Genomic DNA, 18,085 nt, shown 5'->3' on the forward strand with positions numbered 1-18,085 from the left:
ACTCCATCGTTCTTATTTTGCCGATTCAACAGCGGCAATCATGCGCACCACGTCGACGGTCTCGGCGACATCGTGCACACGCAGGATTCGTGCGCCCTGAATCATCGCCATTGCAGCTAGCGCAAGGCCACCAGACAGGCGCTCAGTTACCGGACGATCAAGCACCTTGCCTATCATGCTCTTGCGCGACACGCCGACCAGCAACGGACGGCCAAGCGCGTGAAGCGCCTGCATATGCTTGAATAGGCTCAGATTATGGTCCAGCGTCTTGGCAAAGCCAAACCCGGGATCAAGGATGATTTTCTCACGATCAATCCCCGCCGCGACGCAGTCCGCCATACGATCGCGCAAAAATGCACTCACCTCGACTACCAGGTCCTCGTAATGAGGATCGTCCTGCATATCGGTCGGCTCGCCTTGCATGTGCATCAAACACACCGGCAATCCGGTGGCTACAGCAGCGTCCAGAGCACCTTCGCGGCGCAGCGAACGGACGTCATTGATCAAGCCGGCGCCCAGGCGCGCTGCTTCGCGAATCACGGCTGGCGTCGATGTATCCACAGAGATAACGACATCAAGCTCCAGATGAATCGCTTCGACAATGGGCCCGACGCGCTCTAGCTCTTCGAGCGGAGATACCGAGTGAGCACCAGGTCGAGTTGATTCGCCGCCGACATCTATCAGCGTCGCGCCTGCGGCCACCATCGCCGCCGCATGACGCAACGCCGCATCCCGCTGAGCAAAGCGGCCGCCGTCGGAGAAGGAGTCGGGAGTGATATTCAGGATACCCATAACATGCGTATGGGTTAAATCAAGAACCCGGTTGCCGCAAGGCAACCGGGTTGGGTACAGCGCAGAAGTCATATCAAGCCCTAGTGATCAGCAGCGGGGCCGCCAATCGGAGTTTCCGGACGGGGACCAACAGGGGCAGTCGGCGTACCAGAGGTACCCGAGCCACCTTCCCAATCACGCGGCTCGCGAGGAGCACGGCCAGCCATGATGTCGTCGATTTGCTCGGCATCGATGGTTTCGTACTTCATCAGGGCATCAGCCATTGCATCCAGCTTGTCGCGATTGTCCGTGAGGATCTGCTTGGCGGTGCCGTAGCATTGATCAATGATGCTGCGTACTTCGGAGTCGATGAGACGCGCAGTATCAGCCGACAGACTTGCCGTCTGACCACCACCGCCACGACCCAGGTAGCCACCTTCTTCGTCTTCGGAATACATCAGAGGACCGAGCTTCTCCGAAAGGCCCCACTTGGTGACCATGTTCCGTGCGATCTGACTGGCACGCATGATGTCGTTCGATGCACCCGTAGTCACACCGTCGAAACCAAGAGTCATCTCTTCAGCAATACGACCGCCATAGAGTGAGCAGATCTGACTGATCAGCGCACGCTTGGACAGACTGTAGCGATCCTCTTCCGGAAGGAACATCGTCACACCCAGTGCGCGGCCGCGCGGAATGATCGAGACCTTGTAAACCGGGTCGTGCTCAGGCACAACGCGACCGACGATCGCATGACCTGCTTCGTGATAAGCGGTGTTCTGCTTTTCCTTCTCAGACATCACCATCGACTTGCGCTCGGCGCCCATCATGATTTTGTCTTTGGCCAGCTCAAACTCTTTCATCTCAACAATGCGCTTGCCGGTACGAGCGGCGAACAGCGAGGCTTCGTTGACCAGATTAGCTAAGTCCGCACCGGAGAAACCAGGCGTACCACGCGCAATAACCGCTGGAGCAACATCGTCACCCATTGGCACTTTGCGCATATGGACTTTCAGAATCTGCTCACGACCACGAATGTCTGGCAGACCCACGACAACCTGACGGTCGAAACGACCTGGACGCAGCAATGCCGGGTCGAGCACGTCAGGACGGTTGGTTGCCGCAATCACGATGATGCCATCGTTCATTTCAAAGCCGTCCATCTCAACCAGCAACTGGTTAAGAGTCTGCTCACGCTCATCGTGACCGCCGCCCATGCCGGCGCCACGATGGCGACCGACGGCGTCGATTTCGTCAATGAAAATGATGCACGGCGCATGTTTTTTTGCTTGTTCGAACATGTCACGGACGCGGCTTGCGCCGACACCTACAAACATTTCGACGAAGTCAGAACCGGAGATAGTGAAAAACGGCACCTTGGCTTCGCCAGCGATGGCCTTAGCCAAAAGCGTTTTACCGGTACCCGGAGGGCCGACCATCAGCACGCCGCGTGGAATGCGCCCACCCAATCGCTGGAACTTGCCCGGATCGCGGAGGAACTCAACGAGCTCGCCAACCTCTTCCTTAGCCTCGTCGCACCCTGCAACGTCACCAAGGGTAGTTTTAACCTGATCTTCGGAGAGCAAGCGTGCTTTGCTCTTGCCGAAACTCATCGGTCCACCTTTGCCCCCTGCACCGCCTTGCATCTGGCGCATAAAGAACATGAAGACCGCGATGATTACCAGGATCGGGAAGCTGGCAACAAGCAACTGAGTCCAGATGCTTTGCTGCTCAGGCTGCTTGCCCTCGATCACTACGTTGTTATCGACCAGATCACCGATCAGACCGTTGTCCTGGATAGCCGGACGAATAGTCTTGAAGGAGTCGCCGTCGCTGCGTTTGCCCGTGATGACGTAACCGTCAACGGCAACTTTCTCGACCTTGCCATCCTTCACCTGCTGGATGAACTCAGAGTAGTTGAGGGTCTGCGGCTCGTTCGGGCTGGAGAAGTTGTTCATCACCGTCACAAGGACGGCAGCGATGATCAACCACAGGATCAAATTCTTTGCCATATCGTTCAATTAGCTACCCTCTGAAACAAGCCCCAGGCTGGAACGTGCCTCGCATGATATTCACCGGCCTAACTTACTACAGATCCTACAGGCGTGGCAGGCGGCGTCTGTAACCCTTTGTGAAACTTTGACTACAAGATCTTGAGAATGCTCCGACAATAAAGCCATTCAAAAAAAGCTATGGCCTTACATCAAAGTCGCTCGACGCTTGCAGATCCTTCGATACCCCGGAAACCACGTCCCAGCAGATACTGCTCGCGGGAGCGATCACGTGACGACAGAGGCTTGCGCATCTGGACCTTGTCAAACAGCTTGCGGATGTCCTTGTGGTACACGTCAAAGCCTTCACCCTGGAAGACCTTGATCAGAAAATCACCACCGGGCCGCAAAACCCGTCCGGCGAGATCGAGTGCCAATTCGCAAAGAAACATTGCACGCGGCATGTCGACAGCGCTCAGTCCACTCATATTGGGGGCCATATCGGAAATCACAAGGTCTACCTGTGTATTACCCACAGCCTCAAGTATTTGAGCAAGGACGGCGTCTTCGGTGAAATCCCCCTGAATAAAGGTCACATCAGGGATGCTGTCCATCTCCAGAATGTCGGAAGCGATCAGTCTCCCCTGCCCACCAATCAGACGACTGGTCACTTGAGACCACCCACCCGGGGCAGCGCCGAGGTCAATAACGGTCATGCCGGGGCGAATGATTTTGTCTTTTTCCTGGATCTCGAGCAGCTTGTAACTGGCGCGCGAACGGTAGCCATCTTTCTGCGCCATTTTGACGTACTTGTCGTCGAAATGCTCTTTGAGCCAGTTATGACTGGTTTTGGAACGGGCCACGTAGCACCTCAAAATTGGACGAGTCGCGATTAACTGGGCGGTCCCGGACTCGCTCGGGTAAACTGGCCGCCGCTTTTTACAAGATCAGACGCAGAGGTCAGATTATGCCGCTCACACAAGAGCAGAAGAAACAGTACAAATCCATTGGCCACCATCTGAAACCGGTGTTGACTGTGGCTGACAATGGTCTGACTGAAGGTGTGTTAGCCGAACTGGAACGCGCACTGAGCGATCACGAGCTGATCAAGATCAAGCTCAACATCCTCGATCGCGAGAGCCGCCTGGAATCCATTGCACAATTGTGCAAGGCCGGTCATGCGGATCTGGTGCAGGTCATCGGCAAAATGGCGCTCATCTATCGCAAGAACGCCAAGGTAAACAAGCAGCTGTCCAACGTACACCGCTTCGCCTGACAGCTGCTTGCTGTATCCGCGACATCGGGCCGCCAGTTTCATACAGATCTGGCAGCCCGAAATAGCACCCGCGCAAGGCGGGCGCTGCTATCAAATGTGGCGCACTTCCACGATTTCATACTCAATGACACCGCTCGGGGTTTTCACCACGACGACGTCACCTTCTTCCTTAGCGATCAATGCACGCGCGATCGGAGAACCGACAGATATCTTGCCTAGCTTGATATCAGCTTCATCCTCGCCAACGATCTGGTAGGTCACGCGGTCGTCGGTTTCGACGTTGGCGATCTCCACAGTCGTGCCGAAAATCACCTTGCCGGTGTGCGGGATCGCACTGACGTCGATGACTTGGGCATTCTGCATGCGGCCTTCGATGTCACGGATACGCGCTTCGACCATACCCTGCTGCTCGCGGGCAGCATGGTATTCGGCGTTTTCCTTCAAGTCGCCCAGCTCGCGGGCAGTGCCGATGTCCTGGCTAAGCTTCGGACGAACGACCTTGGTCAGATGAGCGTGCTCTTCTTCCAGGGCTTTCGCGCCCTGGAGAGTCATTGGATACTTGATCATGCCTTCAACCCTGCATGTAGATCCTGCAAGCGACGTACGGTTTTTTCAGGACCGAATTTCAGCGCCTCGCAGATTGCTTCGCCAGCAGCGATGGTAGTCGTGCAGTAAATCTTGTGCTGCAAGGCATTGCGGCGGATAGAGTAGGAATCGGCAATCGACTGCCGACCTTCAGTAGTGTTGATGATCAAGGTGACTTCGTCGTTCTTGATCATATCGACGACGTGCGGACGGCCTTCAGTCACCTTGTTCACGCGGCGAACCTTCAGGCCCGCAGCTTCGATCAAGCGCGCAGTGCCAGCGGTGGCCACAATTTCGAAGCCCAGATTGATCAGGTCACGAGCGACACCCTCAACCAGTGGCTTGTCGTCATCACGCACGCTGATGAAAGCGGTGCCACCCGTCGGCAGCAACTCACTGGCACCCATTTGAGCCTTGGCAAACGCTTCGCCGAAGGTATCGCCCACACCCATGACCTCACCGGTGGACTTCATCTCTGGGCCCAGGATCGGGTCGACACCCGGGAACTTCGCGAACGGGAAGACAGCTTCCTTCACGCTGTAGAAGTTGGGAATGATTTCTTTGGTGAAGCCGATTTCCTTCAACGTTTTGCCAGCCATGACGCGGGCAGCAATCATCGCCAGGGAAACACCGATGCACTTGGACACGAACGGCACGGTGCGGGATGCACGCGGATTCACTTCGATGACGTAAATGTCTTCGCCTTGCAGCGCCAACTGTACGTTCATGAGACCGACAACGCCCAGCTCAAGAGCCATCTTCTTAACCTGCTCACGCATTTCGTCCTGGATGTGTGCAGGCAGCGAATACGGCGGCAGGGAACACGCGGAGTCACCGGAGTGAACGCCAGCCTGCTCAATGTGCTGCATGATCGCGCCAATCACCACATCAGTGCCGTCGCAAACCGCATCCACATCCATTTCGATTGCGCAGTTAAGGAAGTGATCCAGCAGCACCGGACTGTCGTTGGATACCTGAACAGCTTCGCGCAGGTAGCGCTTGAGCTCGTCTTCTTCGTAGACGATTTCCATCGCACGGCCGCCCAAAACATAGGACGGACGCACCACCAGCGGGTAGCCGATCTTGGCTGCAGCGCGAATGGCTTCGTCTTCGCTACGCACAGTGGCATTTGGCGGCTGACGCAGGTTCAGACGCTCAACCATTTGCTGGAAGCGCTCGCGGTCTTCTGCACGGTCGATGGCGTCAGGGCTGGTGCCAATGATCGGCACGCCAGCGGCTTCAAGGGCACGCGCCAGTTTCAGCGGGGTTTGACCGCCGTACTGAACGATTACGCCTTTTGGCTTCTCGACGCGCACGATTTCCAGCACGTCTTCCAGGGTCACTGGCTCGAAGTACAGGCGATCCGATGTGTCGTAATCAGTCGATACGGTTTCCGGGTTGCAGTTGACCATGATGGTCTCGTACCCGTCTTCACGTAGCGCCAATGCGGCGTGAACGCAGCAGTAGTCAAACTCGATACCCTGACCGATGCGGTTCGGACCGCCACCCAGGATCATGATCTTGTCGCGGGTTGTCGGGTTGGCTTCGCACTCTTCTTCGTACGTGGAGTACATGTACGCAGTGTCGGTGGCGAACTCGGCCGCGCAGGTGTCGACGCGCTTGTAGACCGGGAACACTTCAAGCTTGTGGCGATGAGTGCGCAGGTTTTTCTCGGTCACACCCAGCAGCTTGGCCAGACGAGAGTCAGAGAAACCTTTGCGTTTGAGGCGATACATCAGGTCGCGGTCGATGCTCGACAGGCCCAGCGTCTTGACCTTTTCCTCGTCCTTGATCAGATCTTCGATCTGCACCAGGAACCAAGGATCGATCATGTTCATGCTGAAGATCTGCTCAACCGTCATGCCAGCGCGGAAGGCATCAGCAACGTACCAGATGCGCTCAGCGCCCGGCACAGTCAATTCGCGCTTGAGCACGCTCATGCTGTCCGGATTGCTCAGATCCAGCTTCGGATCAAGACCGCTCACACCGACTTCCAGGCCGCGCAGTGCTTTCTGCAGAGATTCCTGAAAAGTGCGACCGATGGCCATTACTTCGCCAACCGACTTCATCTGAGTGGTCAGGCGGGCGTCTGCTTTCGGGAATTTTTCGAACGCAAAGCGTGGCAGCTTGGTGACGACGTAATCGATAGACGGCTCGAACGATGCCGGAGTCTTGCCACCGGTGATTTCGTTTTGCAGCTCGTCCAGGGTGTAACCGATGGCCAGCTTGGCGGCAACGCGGGCGATCGGGAAGCCGGTCGCTTTGGAAGCCAGGGCCGATGAACGCGAAACACGCGGGTTCATCTCGATCACGACCATGCGGCCAGTGTCAGGGCAGATACCGAACTGAACGTTCGAACCGCCGGTTTCAACGCCGATCTCGCGCAGTACCGCCAGCGAGGCGTTACGCATGATCTGGTATTCCTTGTCGGTCAGCGTCTGCGCTGGCGCAACAGTGATGGAGTCACCGGTATGCACGCCCATTGGGTCGAAGTTTTCGATGGAGCAGACGATGATGCAGTTGTCCTTTTTGTCACGGACAACTTCCATCTCATATTCTTTCCAGCCGATCAGGGATTCGTCGATCAGCAGCTCTTTGGTTGGAGACAAGTCCAGACCACGGGTGCAGATCTCTTCGAATTCTTCACGGTTGTAAGCGATACCGCCGCCTGTGCCGCCCATGGTGAACGACGGACGGATGATGCAAGGAAAGCCAAGTTTCTCAAGGACCGCGTACGACTCTTCCATCGTGTGCGCGATGCCAGAACGCGGGCAATCGAGGCCAATGGACTTCATCGCTTTGTCGAAGCGCGAACGGTCTTCAGCCTTGTCGATGGTGTCAGCGTTGGCGCCAATCATCTCTACGCCGAACTTCTCCAGAACGCCTTCGCGCTCCAGATCCAGTGCACAGTTCAGTGCCGTCTGGCCGCCCATGGTTGGCAGCAGAGCGTCAGGACGTTCTTTTTCAATGATTTTGGCAACGGTCTGCCACTTGATCGGCTCAATGTAGGTCGCGTCCGCCATGTCCGGATCGGTCATGATGGTGGCCGGATTGGAGTTGACCAGAATGACGCGGTAACCCTCCTCGCGCAGAGCCTTGCAGGCCTGGGCGCCGGAGTAGTCGAATTCGCAGGCTTGGCCAATCACGATGGGGCCGGCGCCGAGAATCAGGATACTTTTAATGTCTGTACGTTTTGGCATGGGTTGTCACTCAAATCCTATGTCAGTCGGCAAGCCGTCTTAAACATTCTCTGCGGTAGCTGGGCGGGCTCGCTGGACCGAAGTCATCCAGCGCGCCAACGTCACCTGCTCACTATGGTCGAGCCAGCCTATTAGCGGCGCTTGGCCATTGCCGTGATAAAACGATCAAACAGCGGCGCGACGTCAGTCGGGCCAGGGCTCGCTTCAGGGTGACCCTGGAAGCTGAAAGCGTCCTTATCGGTACGTTCGATGCCTTGAAGGCTGCCGTCGAACAGCGATTTGTGAATCGCCCGAACGTTGCTTGGCAGCGTCGCTTCGTCCACCGCAAAACCGTGGTTCTGGCTGGTGATCATGACGATACCGGTGTCCAGATCCTGAACCGGGTGGTTAGCGCCGTGGTGGCCGAGGTCCATTTTGATGGTCCGCGCGCCGGAAGCAAGGGCCAGCAACTGGTGACCAAGGCAGATGCCGAACACCGGAACGTCGGTCTCCAGCACGTCCTTGATCGCCTGGATGGCGTAGTCGCATGGTTCCGGATCACCCGGACCGTTGGACAGGAATACGCCATCGGGCTTGAGCGCAAGGACTTCATTGGCAGGGGTCTGCGCCGGGACGACCGTCACGCGGCAACCGCGAGCAACGAGCATGCGCAGGATGTTCAGTTTGACGCCGTAGTCATAGGCGACCACGTGGTATTTCAAATCAGCAGCAGCGATTTCAGGGCTGGTGTCGGTCTTCAATTCCCAAACACTTGAACGCCATTCGTAGCTCTTCTGGGTGCTGACTTCTTTCGCCAGGTCCATGCCCTTCAGGCCAGGGAATCCACGAGCCGCAGCAATCGCGGCCTCTTCGGAGATATTGTCGCCGGCCATGATGCAGCCGTTTTGCGCACCTTTCTCACGCAGAATGCGGGTCAGGCGGCGGGTGTCGATGCCAGCGATCGCGACGGTGTTATTGGCTTTCAAGTAATCAGCCAAGGACATTTTGTTGCGCCAGTTGCTGGCAACCAGCGGCAGATCCCGAATAACCAGGCCAGCCGACCAGACACGATCAGACTCGGCGTCTTCCGGCGTGGTGCCGGTGTTGCCAATGTGCGGATAGGTCAGGGTTACGATTTGCTTGGCATAGGAAGGATCGGTAAGGATTTCCTGATAGCCGGTCATGGCGGTGTTAAACACCACCTCACCAACGGTTTGACCGTCGGCTCCAATGGCTTCGCCACGAAAAATGCTGCCATCAGCAAGGGCGAGTATGGCTGGCTTAGTCAAGAAGACCTCCCGTAATAAAGCCTGAAAGGGCGTTCGCAGGTTGTAAAAAAGCGGAATGACGTATAGACACGTCACCCCGCTTTTTTTCATCGAATTATCTGCGCGCTTTTAGTGGACACACTAAAGCTGTAGCTTACAGAAAGAGGTCTTTTTAATCCACCGCTAAAACGCCGAGGGGGCCATGGACTGCGACAGGACATCGCGTAGCGGTTCAAAACTGCGGGCAGGATACAGGGAAAACACCTGATCTGCCCGCAATGTTACGTGCAACGGGTGTTAACGCAAATCCAGCACGTCCTGCATGTCGTACAGCCCTGGCGCCTTGCCGTCGAGCCATAGCGCGGCACGAACAGCGCCCTTGGCGAACGTCATGCGACTGGAAGCCTTGTGCGTGATCTCAACCCGCTCGCCGTCTGCCGCGAACAGCACGGTGTGATCGCCGACGATATCCCCGGCACGCACTGTGGCGAAACCAATGGTCTGCCGGTCACGAGCACCGGTTTGACCTTCACGGCCGTAAACAGCCACCTCGTTCAGATCACGCCCCAACGCCTGAGCGATGACTTCACCCATACGCACCGCCGTGCCCGAAGGCGCGTCGACCTTATGGCGGTGATGCGCTTCCATGATCTCGATATCAACATCATCACCCAGCACACGCGCAGCGGTGTCGAGCAGCTTCAGGCAAAGATTGACGCCGACGCTGAAATTGGCCGCGAATACGATTGGAATATCCTTGCCCGCTTCGACCAGACGCTGTTTCTCTTCAACGCTGAAACCCGTCGTGCCGATGATCATGGCCTTGCCCGCCTTGCGACAGAACGCCAGATTTTTAAGAGTCACTGACGGATGCGTGAAATCGATCAACACATCGAACTCATCCGCAACTTTTGCCAGATCTCCCGACAACGGCACGCCGATTCGACCCAACGCAGCCAGCTCGCCCGCATCAGCACCTACCAACGAGCTGTCCGGACGATCAATAGCGGCGGTCAAACCGGCGCCATGAGTTGCCTGTACCGCTTCGATCAGCGTCTTGCCCATACGCCCGGCGGCGCCCATCACTGCAATACGTCGCATGCGCTACCCCTTATAGATCGCCGAAGAAGCGCTTGACCCCTTCGAACCAGCCATTGGCTTTGGGCGAATGAGAGCTGTCACCGTCCAGTGATGCGCGCAACTCTTCGAGCAGCTCACGCTGACGACGCCCCAGATTGACTGGCGTCTCAACCGTAACGCGGCACATCAGGTCACCAGCACCACCGCCACGAACCGGCGCGACGCCTTTGCCTTTCAGACGGAACTGCTTACCGGTCTGAGTGCCTTCCGGGATTTTCAGTTTGACCCGACCATCCAGCGTCGGCACTTCCAGTTCGCCACCCAATGCTGCGTCGGTGAAGCTGATGGGCACTTCGCAATACAGATGCTTGCCGTCACGCTGGAAGATGGCGTGTTCACGCACATTGATGACGACATACAGATCGCCGGTAGGACCACCCTGCACGCCCGCCTCGCCTTCGCCCGACAGGCGAATACGGTCGCCGGTGTCGACACCAGGCGGAACCTTGACCGACAGCGTTTTGTACTCTTCGACGCGACCTTCGCCATGGCATGAATCGCAAGGGTCAGAGATGATTTTGCCGTTACCGTGGCAGCGCGGGCAGGTCTGCTGAACAGAGAAGAAACCCTGCTGCATGCGCACTTGACCGATACCGCCGCAGGTTGGACAGGTGACAGGCGCTGAGCCTTTCTTCGCACCCGAACCATCACACGGCTTGCAGTTGACCAATGTCGGAACGCGGATGTTGACCGTGGTGCCGCGCACGGCTTCTTCCAGGTTCAGCTCCAGCGTGTAACGCAGGTCGCTGCCACGCTGAGCACCGCCACGGCCACCGCCGCCACGACCGCCACCGAAGAAGTCACTGAAGACGTCGCCAAAGATGTCAGAGAAATTCTGCCCGCCGAAACCGGCGCCGCCGCCACCCATGCTTTGATCGACGCCAGCATGACCATATTGGTCATAGGCTGCGCGCTTGCTGGCGTCCGAGAGAACCTCATACGCCTCGTTGGCTTCCTTGAAGGACTCTTCGGAGGCTTTGTCACCCGGGTTACGGTCCGGGTGAAATTTCATTGCGAGACGGCGGTACGCCTTCTTCAGGTCCGCCTCGCTGGAGCCACGCTCCACTCCCAGTACTTCGTAATAGTCTCGCTTTGCCATAAGTTTTCTACACTCTTGAGGACGTCCGACAAAACCCTCCTGAGATTGCCGAACTCGTTGGACCCCCATTCAGGCCCGGACCCAACTCACGTCAATTTAACGATCCTGGTCTTCGTTCATCGGCCAACTCATTGACCGAGAAAAGCGGCAGAACAAGCCGGAACGCAGGAGCACCCAGCTTTGCCACGAGGCTTGCAGACATTATCCACAAGCCTGAAATTCGTCTGTTCCAGACACGCCAACGCGGGAGCAAGCTCCCGCGCGGCGACATCCTACCAGCGACCACCCGAAAGCGGTCAACTGGCGTTCAAGTGAGCCTGCGCTTACTTGTGGTCTTTTACTTCTTCGAACTCAGCGTCGACGACGTCGTCCTTAGGCTTGCTGTCTTCCTGAGGTGCCTGAGCGCCGCCTTCAGGTTTTTCAGCTTGCTCGGCGTACATTTTCTGAGCGACTGGAGCCGACAGCTTCGACAGCTCTTCGACTTTTGCGTCGATGGCAGCCTTGTCGTCGCCTTTGACAGCAGCTTCCAGTGCGACCAGTGCACCTTCGATAGCGGTCTTCTCTTCGGCGGTCACTTTGTCGCCAGCATCAGCGATCATTTTGCGCGTCGAGTGAACCAGTGCATCGCCCTGGTTGCGGGCAGAGGCCAGCTCTTCGAACTTGCGATCTTCTTCGGAGTTGGCTTCAGCATCACGGATCATTTGCTGAATTTCTTCGTCCGACAGACCGGAGTTTGCCTTGATCACGATTGACTGAGTCTTGCCAGTAGCCTTGTCTTTCGCGCCGACGTGCAGGATGCCGTTGGCGTCGATGTCGAAAGTCACTTCAATCTGCGGCACGCCACGTGGAGCGGGTGGAATCTCGGCCAGATCGAACTTGCCCAACGATTTGTTCGAAGTGGCTTGCTTACGCTCACCCTGCAGAACGTGAATGGTCACAGCGCCCTGGTTGTCATCGGCAGTCGAGAACACCTGGGATTTCTTGGTAGGAATCGTGGTGTTTTTCTCGATCAGCGCAGTCATCACGCCGCCCATGGTTTCGATACCAAGGGTCAGCGGGCTGACGTCCAGCAGCAGAACGTCTTTTACGTCGCCGGCCAGAACAGCGCCCTGAATCGCTGCACCCATGGCAACGGCTTCGTCCGGGTTAACGTCTTTACGTGCTTCTTTACCGAAAAACTCGGTCACTTTCTGCTGAACCAGCGGCATGCGGGTTTGACCGCCAACGAGGATCACGTCGTTGATAGCGCTGATATCGATACCGGAGTCTTTCAACGCAATGCGGCAAGGTTCGATGGTGCGCTGAACCAGGTCTTCAACCAGCGCTTCGAGCTTGGCGCGGGAGATTTTCACGTTCAAGTGCTTAGGACCGGTCGCATCTGCAGTGATGTACGGCAGGTTGACGTCGGTCGAATTGCTCGAAGACAGTTCGATCTTGGCTTTTTCTGCACCTTCTTTCAGGCGCTGCATGGCCAGCGGGTCACCTTTGAGGTTCATGCCGCTTTCTTTCTTGAATTCGTCAACGAGGTAGTCGATCAGACGAATGTCGAAGTCTTCACCGCCCAGGAACGTGTCGCCGTTAGTGGCCAACACTTCGAACTGGTGCTCACCGTCAACTTCAGCGATTTCGATAACCGAAACGTCGAAAGTACCGCCGCCCAGGTCATAAACGATGACGGTGTGATCGCCCTTCGCTTTGTCCATACCGTAAGCCAGTGCGGCTGCGGTGGGTTCGTTGATGATGCGTTTTACGTCCAGACCCGCGATGCGGCCGGCGTCTTTGGTGGCTTGACGCTGGCTGTCGTTGAAGTAAGCCGGAACGGTAATAACAGCTTCCGTCACCGTTTCGCCCAAATAGTCTTCGGCGGTCTTTTTCATCTTCTTCAGGATTTCGGCGGAAATCTGAGGAGGCGACATTTTCTTGCCGTTGACTTCGACCCATGCATCGCCGTTGTCAGCCTTGGCGATTTTGTACGGGACCATCTGAATGTCTTTCTGTACGACTTCTTCTTCGAACTTACGACCGATCAGACGCTTTACCGCGTACAGCGTGTTGTGCGGGTTAGTAACAGCCTGACGCTTGGCGGATTGACCGACCAGAATTTCGCCATCGTTCGCGTAAGCGATGATCGACGGAGTGGTACGAGCGCCTTCGGCGTTCTCGATAACCTTGGCTTTACCGTTTTCAAGAATGGAGACGCAGGAGTTGGTGGTCCCCAGGTCGATACCGATAATCTTGCCCATCTTTTGACTCTCCCAAAACTTTAATTAGGTTGCCGCAACTGCGTTTACAAATTGCGGTAATTCTTTAACGCATGGCCTGTAAATGGGGGCCACTCAGCTGATTTCAAGCCTGCTCGTCAATTGACGGTGCAACAGGCGACGGTGCCTTGCTGACCACGACCATGGCCGGGCGCAGCAGACGACCATTGAGCTGATAACCCTTTTGGAACACTTTCAAAACGCTGTTCGGTTCAACGTCAGCGCTTTCCTGCATTGCCATTGCCTGGTGATGCTCGGCGTTGAACGGCTGGCCATGCGGGTCAATCGCTTCAAGCTGGTAACGCTTGAGGGTGTCGGCGAACATTTTCAGCGTCAATTCGATGCCTTCACGCATCGGACGGATGCTTTCATCATCGGGATTGGACAGGTCCAGACCGCGCTCAAGGCTGTCGACGATCGGCAGCAGATCACCGGCAAATTTTTCCAGCGCAAATTTGTGCGCCTTTTCTACATCCTGCTCTGCACGACGGCGGACGTTCTGCAGATCAGCGGCAACACGCAGGGAGTTGTCGTGCGCGGCAGCCAGTTGTTCTTCAAGCACTTGCACGCGGGAAATCAACTCATCTGCGGGAGCGACTGCTTCACCAGCCTGATCCTGAGTCTGCGTATCCGAGTTCTGTTCGTCAGCCATAGATTCTCTCCTTCTCATAACTCCGTGAGCTCAACTCACGCTTCTGTTCGGCTATATGGGGCCGTTATTTTTCGCTTCAAGGGTTCAGGCCGCGGATGGGGCGAATGTCCCTACAAATTTTCTGACATGGCTTTCTTGGGGGTTCATCACTCATCAGTGCTAAACAAAGAGTGACCGCTGATCGACTCGGGCCAACTTCGACCATTGTCAGCTCAATCAAAAACACTGTATAAATAACCAGACAAATCGCTTGGGAGCTGCCCTTATGCTGGTGCACCTGTCCGTACATAACTACGCCATCGTTGAACACCTCGATCTGGAACTGGATCGCGGCATGAGTGTGATCACGGGTGAAACCGGTGCAGGCAAGTCGATCATGCTCGATGCCCTTGGCCTTACCCTGGGTGACCGCGCCGACAGTGGCGTCGTCCGGCCGGGGGCAGACAAAGCCGACATCCTCGCGACCTTCGATCTGGTCGATATCCCGGAAGCCCGCACCTGGCTTGCAGAGCGCGACCTCGATAACGACGGTCCCTGCATTTTGCGTCGCGTGATCACCGCTGAAGGTCGGTCGCGCTCGTACATCAACGGCACGCCCTGCCCTCAGGGCGACCTGAAATCGCTGGGCGAACTGCTCATCGACATTCACAGCCAGCACGAACATCAATCGCTACTCAAGACCGATACCCATCGTCGACTGCTGGACGCCTATGCGGGCGCTAACGACTTGGCGCGTCAGGTGCAACTGGCCGCGCAACGGTGGCGTCAGACTCGTCAGGAGCTGGAGCGTCTGGCTAATTCTGGTGATGAGCAGCGCTCTAAACATCAGTTGCTGAGCTATCAACTCGAAGAGCTGGAAAGCCTGAGCCTGGGTGAAGACGAGCTGACGCATCTGGAGCAGGAACAAAAAAACCTGACCAACGCCGAGAGCCTGCTGAGCATTTGCCGCCAAGTAGTGGAGCAATGCAGCGAAAGCGATTCGGGCAACGTATTGAACGCCCTGACGGCGAGCCTGAATCGCCTCAGCAGCGTGGACAACTCACCCGACGCGCTGAGCGAGGCGACTAACCTGCTCTCCAGCGCACAGATTCAGGTGGAGGAAGCGGTCGGGGAAATCAACCGCTTCCTGGACCGCTTCGATGCCGATCCTGCTCGACTGCAACAAGTAGAAGAGCGCCTGGATGCAATCTACACGCTGGCTCGCAAGCACCGGATTCAACCGACTGAAGTGTCCGCCCTGCACCAGAAACTACTGGACGAGATCGAGACCCTTAACGCCAACGACGAAGCGATTGAGCGCCTCGAAAATGAAGTGTCGTCCTATGCACGTCATTATCAGGAAAAAGCGCGTGAGCTGAGTGATCTGCGTCACCGTGCAGCGCCTGAACTGGCGATGGCCGTCGAACAGGAAATTCAACGGCTGGGCATGCCGGGCGGGCGCTTCAAGATCGAGTTGCGGGCCAACAGCGAAAAAGAGTTACTGCCTAATGGTCTTGAGCAAGTCGAACTGCTGGTAAGCGCTAACCCCGGGCAGCCGCTCAAAGCGCTGGCCAAGGTTGCGTCTGGCGGCGAACTCTCACGTATCAGTCTGGCCATTCAGGTCATTACTGCCCAGACGTCTCGCGTGCCGACGCTGGTGTTTGACGAGGTGGACGTCGGCATCGGCGGCCCAACTGCGGAGATCGTCGGGCAGTTGCTGCGCAGGCTTGGCGAACGCGGACAGGTCATGACCGTGACTCACCTCCCCCAAGTCGCGGCCCAAGGGCATCAGCATCTATTCGTGCACAAGGTGCGCGAGCAAGACGCCACCCGCACGGCAGTCTCCAAGCTCAGCAAGAACGAACGCGTCGAAGAGGTGGCGCGCATGCTGGGCGGTATCGACCTGACCAAGGAATCCTTGGCCCACGCGAAGAAAATGGTCGTTACTGCCAAGTCTTGATAAAAGCTGGAAACAATAAAGGCGACCCGGAGGTCGCCTTTATTTTGTGCCAGAAAACGGCTTACGCCTTTTTCGTGCGCACGTAGAGCACCAGATTGTGGTCCACCAGCTCAAAGCCGTGCTTGACGACAATGGCCTTCTGCAGCTTCTCGATTTCTTCGTCGAAGAACTCGATAACTTCGCCATTCTCCACATTGACCATATGGTCGTGGTGGCCGCCGTCTGCCAGTTCAAACACAGCATGACCGCCGTCGAAATTGTGGCGAACCACCAATCCGGCCGCTTCGAACTGAGTCAGAACACGGTAAACCGTCGCAAGACCGACGTCTTCGCTGGCCTCCATGAGTGCTTTGTAAACGTCTTCCGCACTCATGTGACGTTGCTCGGCAGAATCGAGCATTTGAAGGATTTTGACCCGTGGCAGGGTCACTTTAAGTCCAGCTTTACGTAGTTCGCTATTTTCTACCATGGTCAGCTTTCTCGCAGACGCTGCTTCGCAGCTTCTCTTAATGCAGGTATGATCGGGGTTTACGTTGTCCCAGCCAAGATAGTGGAAGTCGCCCACCGATGCAAAACACCAAGCTCCTGCTAACCAGTTTCACCCTCGTGGGACTGCTCGCACTCGCCGGTTGTTCATTCCCCGGGGTTTACAAAATCGACATCCAGCAGGGAAATGTCGTCACGCAGGACATGATAGACCAGTTAAGGCCCGGAATGACCCGTCGGCAAGTGCGGTTTATCATGGGTAACCCTCTGCTGGCCGACACTTTCCACGCAGATCGCTGGGATTACCTCTATAGCCTGCAGCCCGGCGGCGGTGAGCGCCAACAAGAGCGCATTGCGCTTTTCTTCAATGGCAATGACCAACTCGCAAGCCTGTCTGGCGACTTCAAGCCAGGTGTGAGTCGTGACGACGCCATCCTCGGCAAGGGAGCAGCAACGCCTGCAACCCCCGAAAACCAAGGCGAGCAGCCTAAAGCCGAAGAGCCTCCAAAGCCTGGCTCCTTGCTTGAGCAGATCCAGAACGACGTCGATAAAGTCGAAACCGTTCCAGTTCCGACTCAAGAACCACTCGACACGAATCCGCGCTAAAACGCAGGAAATCGCGTCACAAAAAAGCCCGGCATGCCGGGCTTTTTTGCGTCTGGACTATCGAGCTGATGAAAAACTTACATCGCCCCTCGTTCTTTTTTTGCTTGGGCGGCTTTGGCCGCGCGTAACCGGCGCGCTTCTTTCGGGTCAGCCAGCAACTGGCGATAAATCTCGATTCGGTCACCGTCGCTCAGACCCTGAATTTCGGGCTGGCTTACGCTCCTGCCAAAGATCCCCACTGGACAGCGCTGCAAATCAAGTTCAGGAAACTCCGCGCCGATGCCACTTAGCGCCACGGCCTGGCGCACCGTCGCGTCAGGTGGCACATCAACCCTGATCAGAACCTGACGGCTTACCGACGCGTAGACGACTTCAATACTGATCATCGCTTCAGCCGTGCAACTCTTTGGCCCGCTGGCAAAAGGCATCTACCAACGTGTTTGCAGCCTGGTTGAACAGCGGCCCAAGGGTCGCGCGAATGATCGGACCTGCGTAATCGAACGACAGATCAAGGCTGATCTTGCAGGCCTTTTCGCCCAGCGCCTTGAAGGTCCAGACGCCGTGCAACTGGCTGAACGGGCCTTCTTCGAGATTCATCTCAATGGTTTGCCCAGGCGTCAGCGTGTTGCGTGTTACGAAGTGCTGACTCAAGCCGCCTTTGGCAACTTCAACCCGAGCGCGCATTTGCGTATCGGTGTCCTCGAGCACCGTGGTACCGGAGCACCAGGGCAGAAACTCCGAATAGCGGGACACGTCATTGACCAGGTCATACAGCGCCTGAGCGGGATACGGCAGCAAGGCCGAACGTTGAATATGCGTAGTCATGTCAGCG

16 protein-coding genes are annotated in these 18,085 nt (G+C 56.6%); 3 read left to right on the forward strand and 13 right to left on the reverse strand.

Features of this window, described 5'->3' with window-relative positions:
• Positions 1-12: 12 nt before the first annotated feature.
• The 3 genes from folP to rlmE all read right to left on the reverse strand — a co-directional run bounded on the left by folP (position 13) and on the right by rlmE (position 3,625).
• Positions 13-864, reverse strand: coding sequence for a dihydropteroate synthase (folP, locus tag ACWKWM_RS17870; protein ID WP_483847420.1), 852 nt, complete (start codon positions 862-864; stop codon positions 13-15).
• A gap of 8 nt (positions 865-872) precedes the next feature.
• Positions 873-2,783: an ATP-dependent zinc metalloprotease FtsH gene (gene ftsH / locus ACWKWM_RS17875; protein WP_483847421.1), complete on the reverse strand. Its 1,911-nt coding sequence runs from the start codon at positions 2,781-2,783 to the stop codon at positions 873-875.
• A 191-nt stretch (positions 2,784-2,974) separates the two neighbouring features.
• Positions 2,975-3,625, reverse strand: coding sequence for a 23S rRNA (uridine(2552)-2'-O)-methyltransferase RlmE (gene rlmE, locus ACWKWM_RS17880; protein WP_268798006.1), 651 nt, complete (start codon positions 3,623-3,625; stop codon positions 2,975-2,977).
• Positions 3,626-3,729: 104 nt separating this feature from the next.
• On the opposite strand from rlmE, the gene ACWKWM_RS17885 reads away from it, so the two are divergent.
• On the forward strand, positions 3,730-4,038 hold the full coding sequence (locus tag ACWKWM_RS17885) for a YhbY family RNA-binding protein (protein WP_483847422.1): 309 nt from the start codon (positions 3,730-3,732) through the stop codon (positions 4,036-4,038).
• 90 nt (positions 4,039-4,128) lie between these two features.
• Here the strand turns inward: ACWKWM_RS17885 and greA are convergent, their stop codons facing one another.
• The 7 genes from greA to grpE form a co-directional block, all read right to left on the reverse strand.
• Positions 4,129-4,605, reverse strand: a complete 477-nt coding sequence (gene greA, locus ACWKWM_RS17890) for a transcription elongation factor GreA (RefSeq protein ID WP_483847423.1) — start codon at positions 4,603-4,605, stop codon at positions 4,129-4,131.
• Positions 4,602-7,823, reverse strand: a complete 3,222-nt coding sequence (gene carB / locus ACWKWM_RS17895) for a carbamoyl-phosphate synthase large subunit (RefSeq protein ID WP_483847424.1) — start codon at positions 7,821-7,823, stop codon at positions 4,602-4,604. Before carB ends, greA begins: the two co-directional genes overlap by 4 nt.
• Before the next feature lie 131 nt (positions 7,824-7,954).
• On the reverse strand, positions 7,955-9,091 hold the full coding sequence (gene carA / locus ACWKWM_RS17900; protein ID WP_483847425.1) for a glutamine-hydrolyzing carbamoyl-phosphate synthase small subunit: 1,137 nt from the start codon (positions 9,089-9,091) through the stop codon (positions 7,955-7,957).
• A gap of 276 nt (positions 9,092-9,367) precedes the next feature.
• A complete protein-coding gene (gene dapB, locus ACWKWM_RS17905) occupies positions 9,368-10,171 on the reverse strand; it encodes a 4-hydroxy-tetrahydrodipicolinate reductase (RefSeq protein WP_483847426.1) in 804 nt (267 codons plus the stop codon).
• 10 nt (positions 10,172-10,181) lie between these two features.
• Positions 10,182-11,309, reverse strand: a complete 1,128-nt coding sequence (gene dnaJ, locus ACWKWM_RS17910; RefSeq protein WP_483847427.1) for a molecular chaperone DnaJ — start codon at positions 11,307-11,309, stop codon at positions 10,182-10,184.
• 323 nt (positions 11,310-11,632) lie between these two features.
• Positions 11,633-13,552, reverse strand: a complete 1,920-nt coding sequence (dnaK, locus tag ACWKWM_RS17915) for a molecular chaperone DnaK (RefSeq protein WP_483847428.1) — start codon at positions 13,550-13,552, stop codon at positions 11,633-11,635.
• 103 nt (positions 13,553-13,655) lie between these two features.
• The gene (gene grpE, locus ACWKWM_RS17920) at positions 13,656-14,222 is read right to left on the reverse strand and encodes a nucleotide exchange factor GrpE (RefSeq protein WP_483847429.1); all 567 of its coding nucleotides are present in this window, start codon (positions 14,220-14,222) and stop codon (positions 13,656-13,658) included.
• Between the two features lie 265 nt (positions 14,223-14,487).
• Here grpE and recN point away from each other — a divergent pair, with 265 nt between their 5' ends.
• Positions 14,488-16,161 (forward strand): DNA repair protein RecN, encoded by a 1,674-nt coding sequence (gene recN / locus ACWKWM_RS17925; protein ID WP_483847430.1) that lies wholly within the window; start codon positions 14,488-14,490, stop codon positions 16,159-16,161.
• Positions 16,162-16,222: 61 nt separating this feature from the next.
• Here the strand turns inward: recN and fur are convergent, their stop codons facing one another.
• Complete coding sequence (fur, locus tag ACWKWM_RS17930) at positions 16,223-16,630, reverse strand: ferric iron uptake transcriptional regulator (protein ID WP_483837998.1); 408 nt, start codon at positions 16,628-16,630, stop codon at positions 16,223-16,225.
• 98 nt (positions 16,631-16,728) lie between these two features.
• On the opposite strand from fur, the gene ACWKWM_RS17935 reads away from it, so the two are divergent.
• A complete protein-coding gene (locus ACWKWM_RS17935) occupies positions 16,729-17,253 on the forward strand; it encodes an outer membrane protein assembly factor BamE (RefSeq protein WP_483847431.1) in 525 nt (174 codons plus the stop codon).
• A 77-nt stretch (positions 17,254-17,330) separates the two neighbouring features.
• Here ACWKWM_RS17935 and ACWKWM_RS17940 read toward each other — a convergent pair whose 3' ends face one another.
• Positions 17,331-17,639, reverse strand: a complete 309-nt coding sequence (locus ACWKWM_RS17940) for an RnfH family protein (protein WP_483847432.1) — start codon at positions 17,637-17,639, stop codon at positions 17,331-17,333.
• Between the two features lie 4 nt (positions 17,640-17,643).
• Entirely contained in the window at positions 17,644-18,078 is a 435-nt protein-coding gene (locus ACWKWM_RS17945) for a type II toxin-antitoxin system RatA family toxin (RefSeq protein ID WP_483838001.1), read from the reverse strand.
• Positions 18,079-18,085: the final 7 nt, after the last annotated feature.

Source organism: Pseudomonas rosaeacicularis (assembly GCF_057128745.1).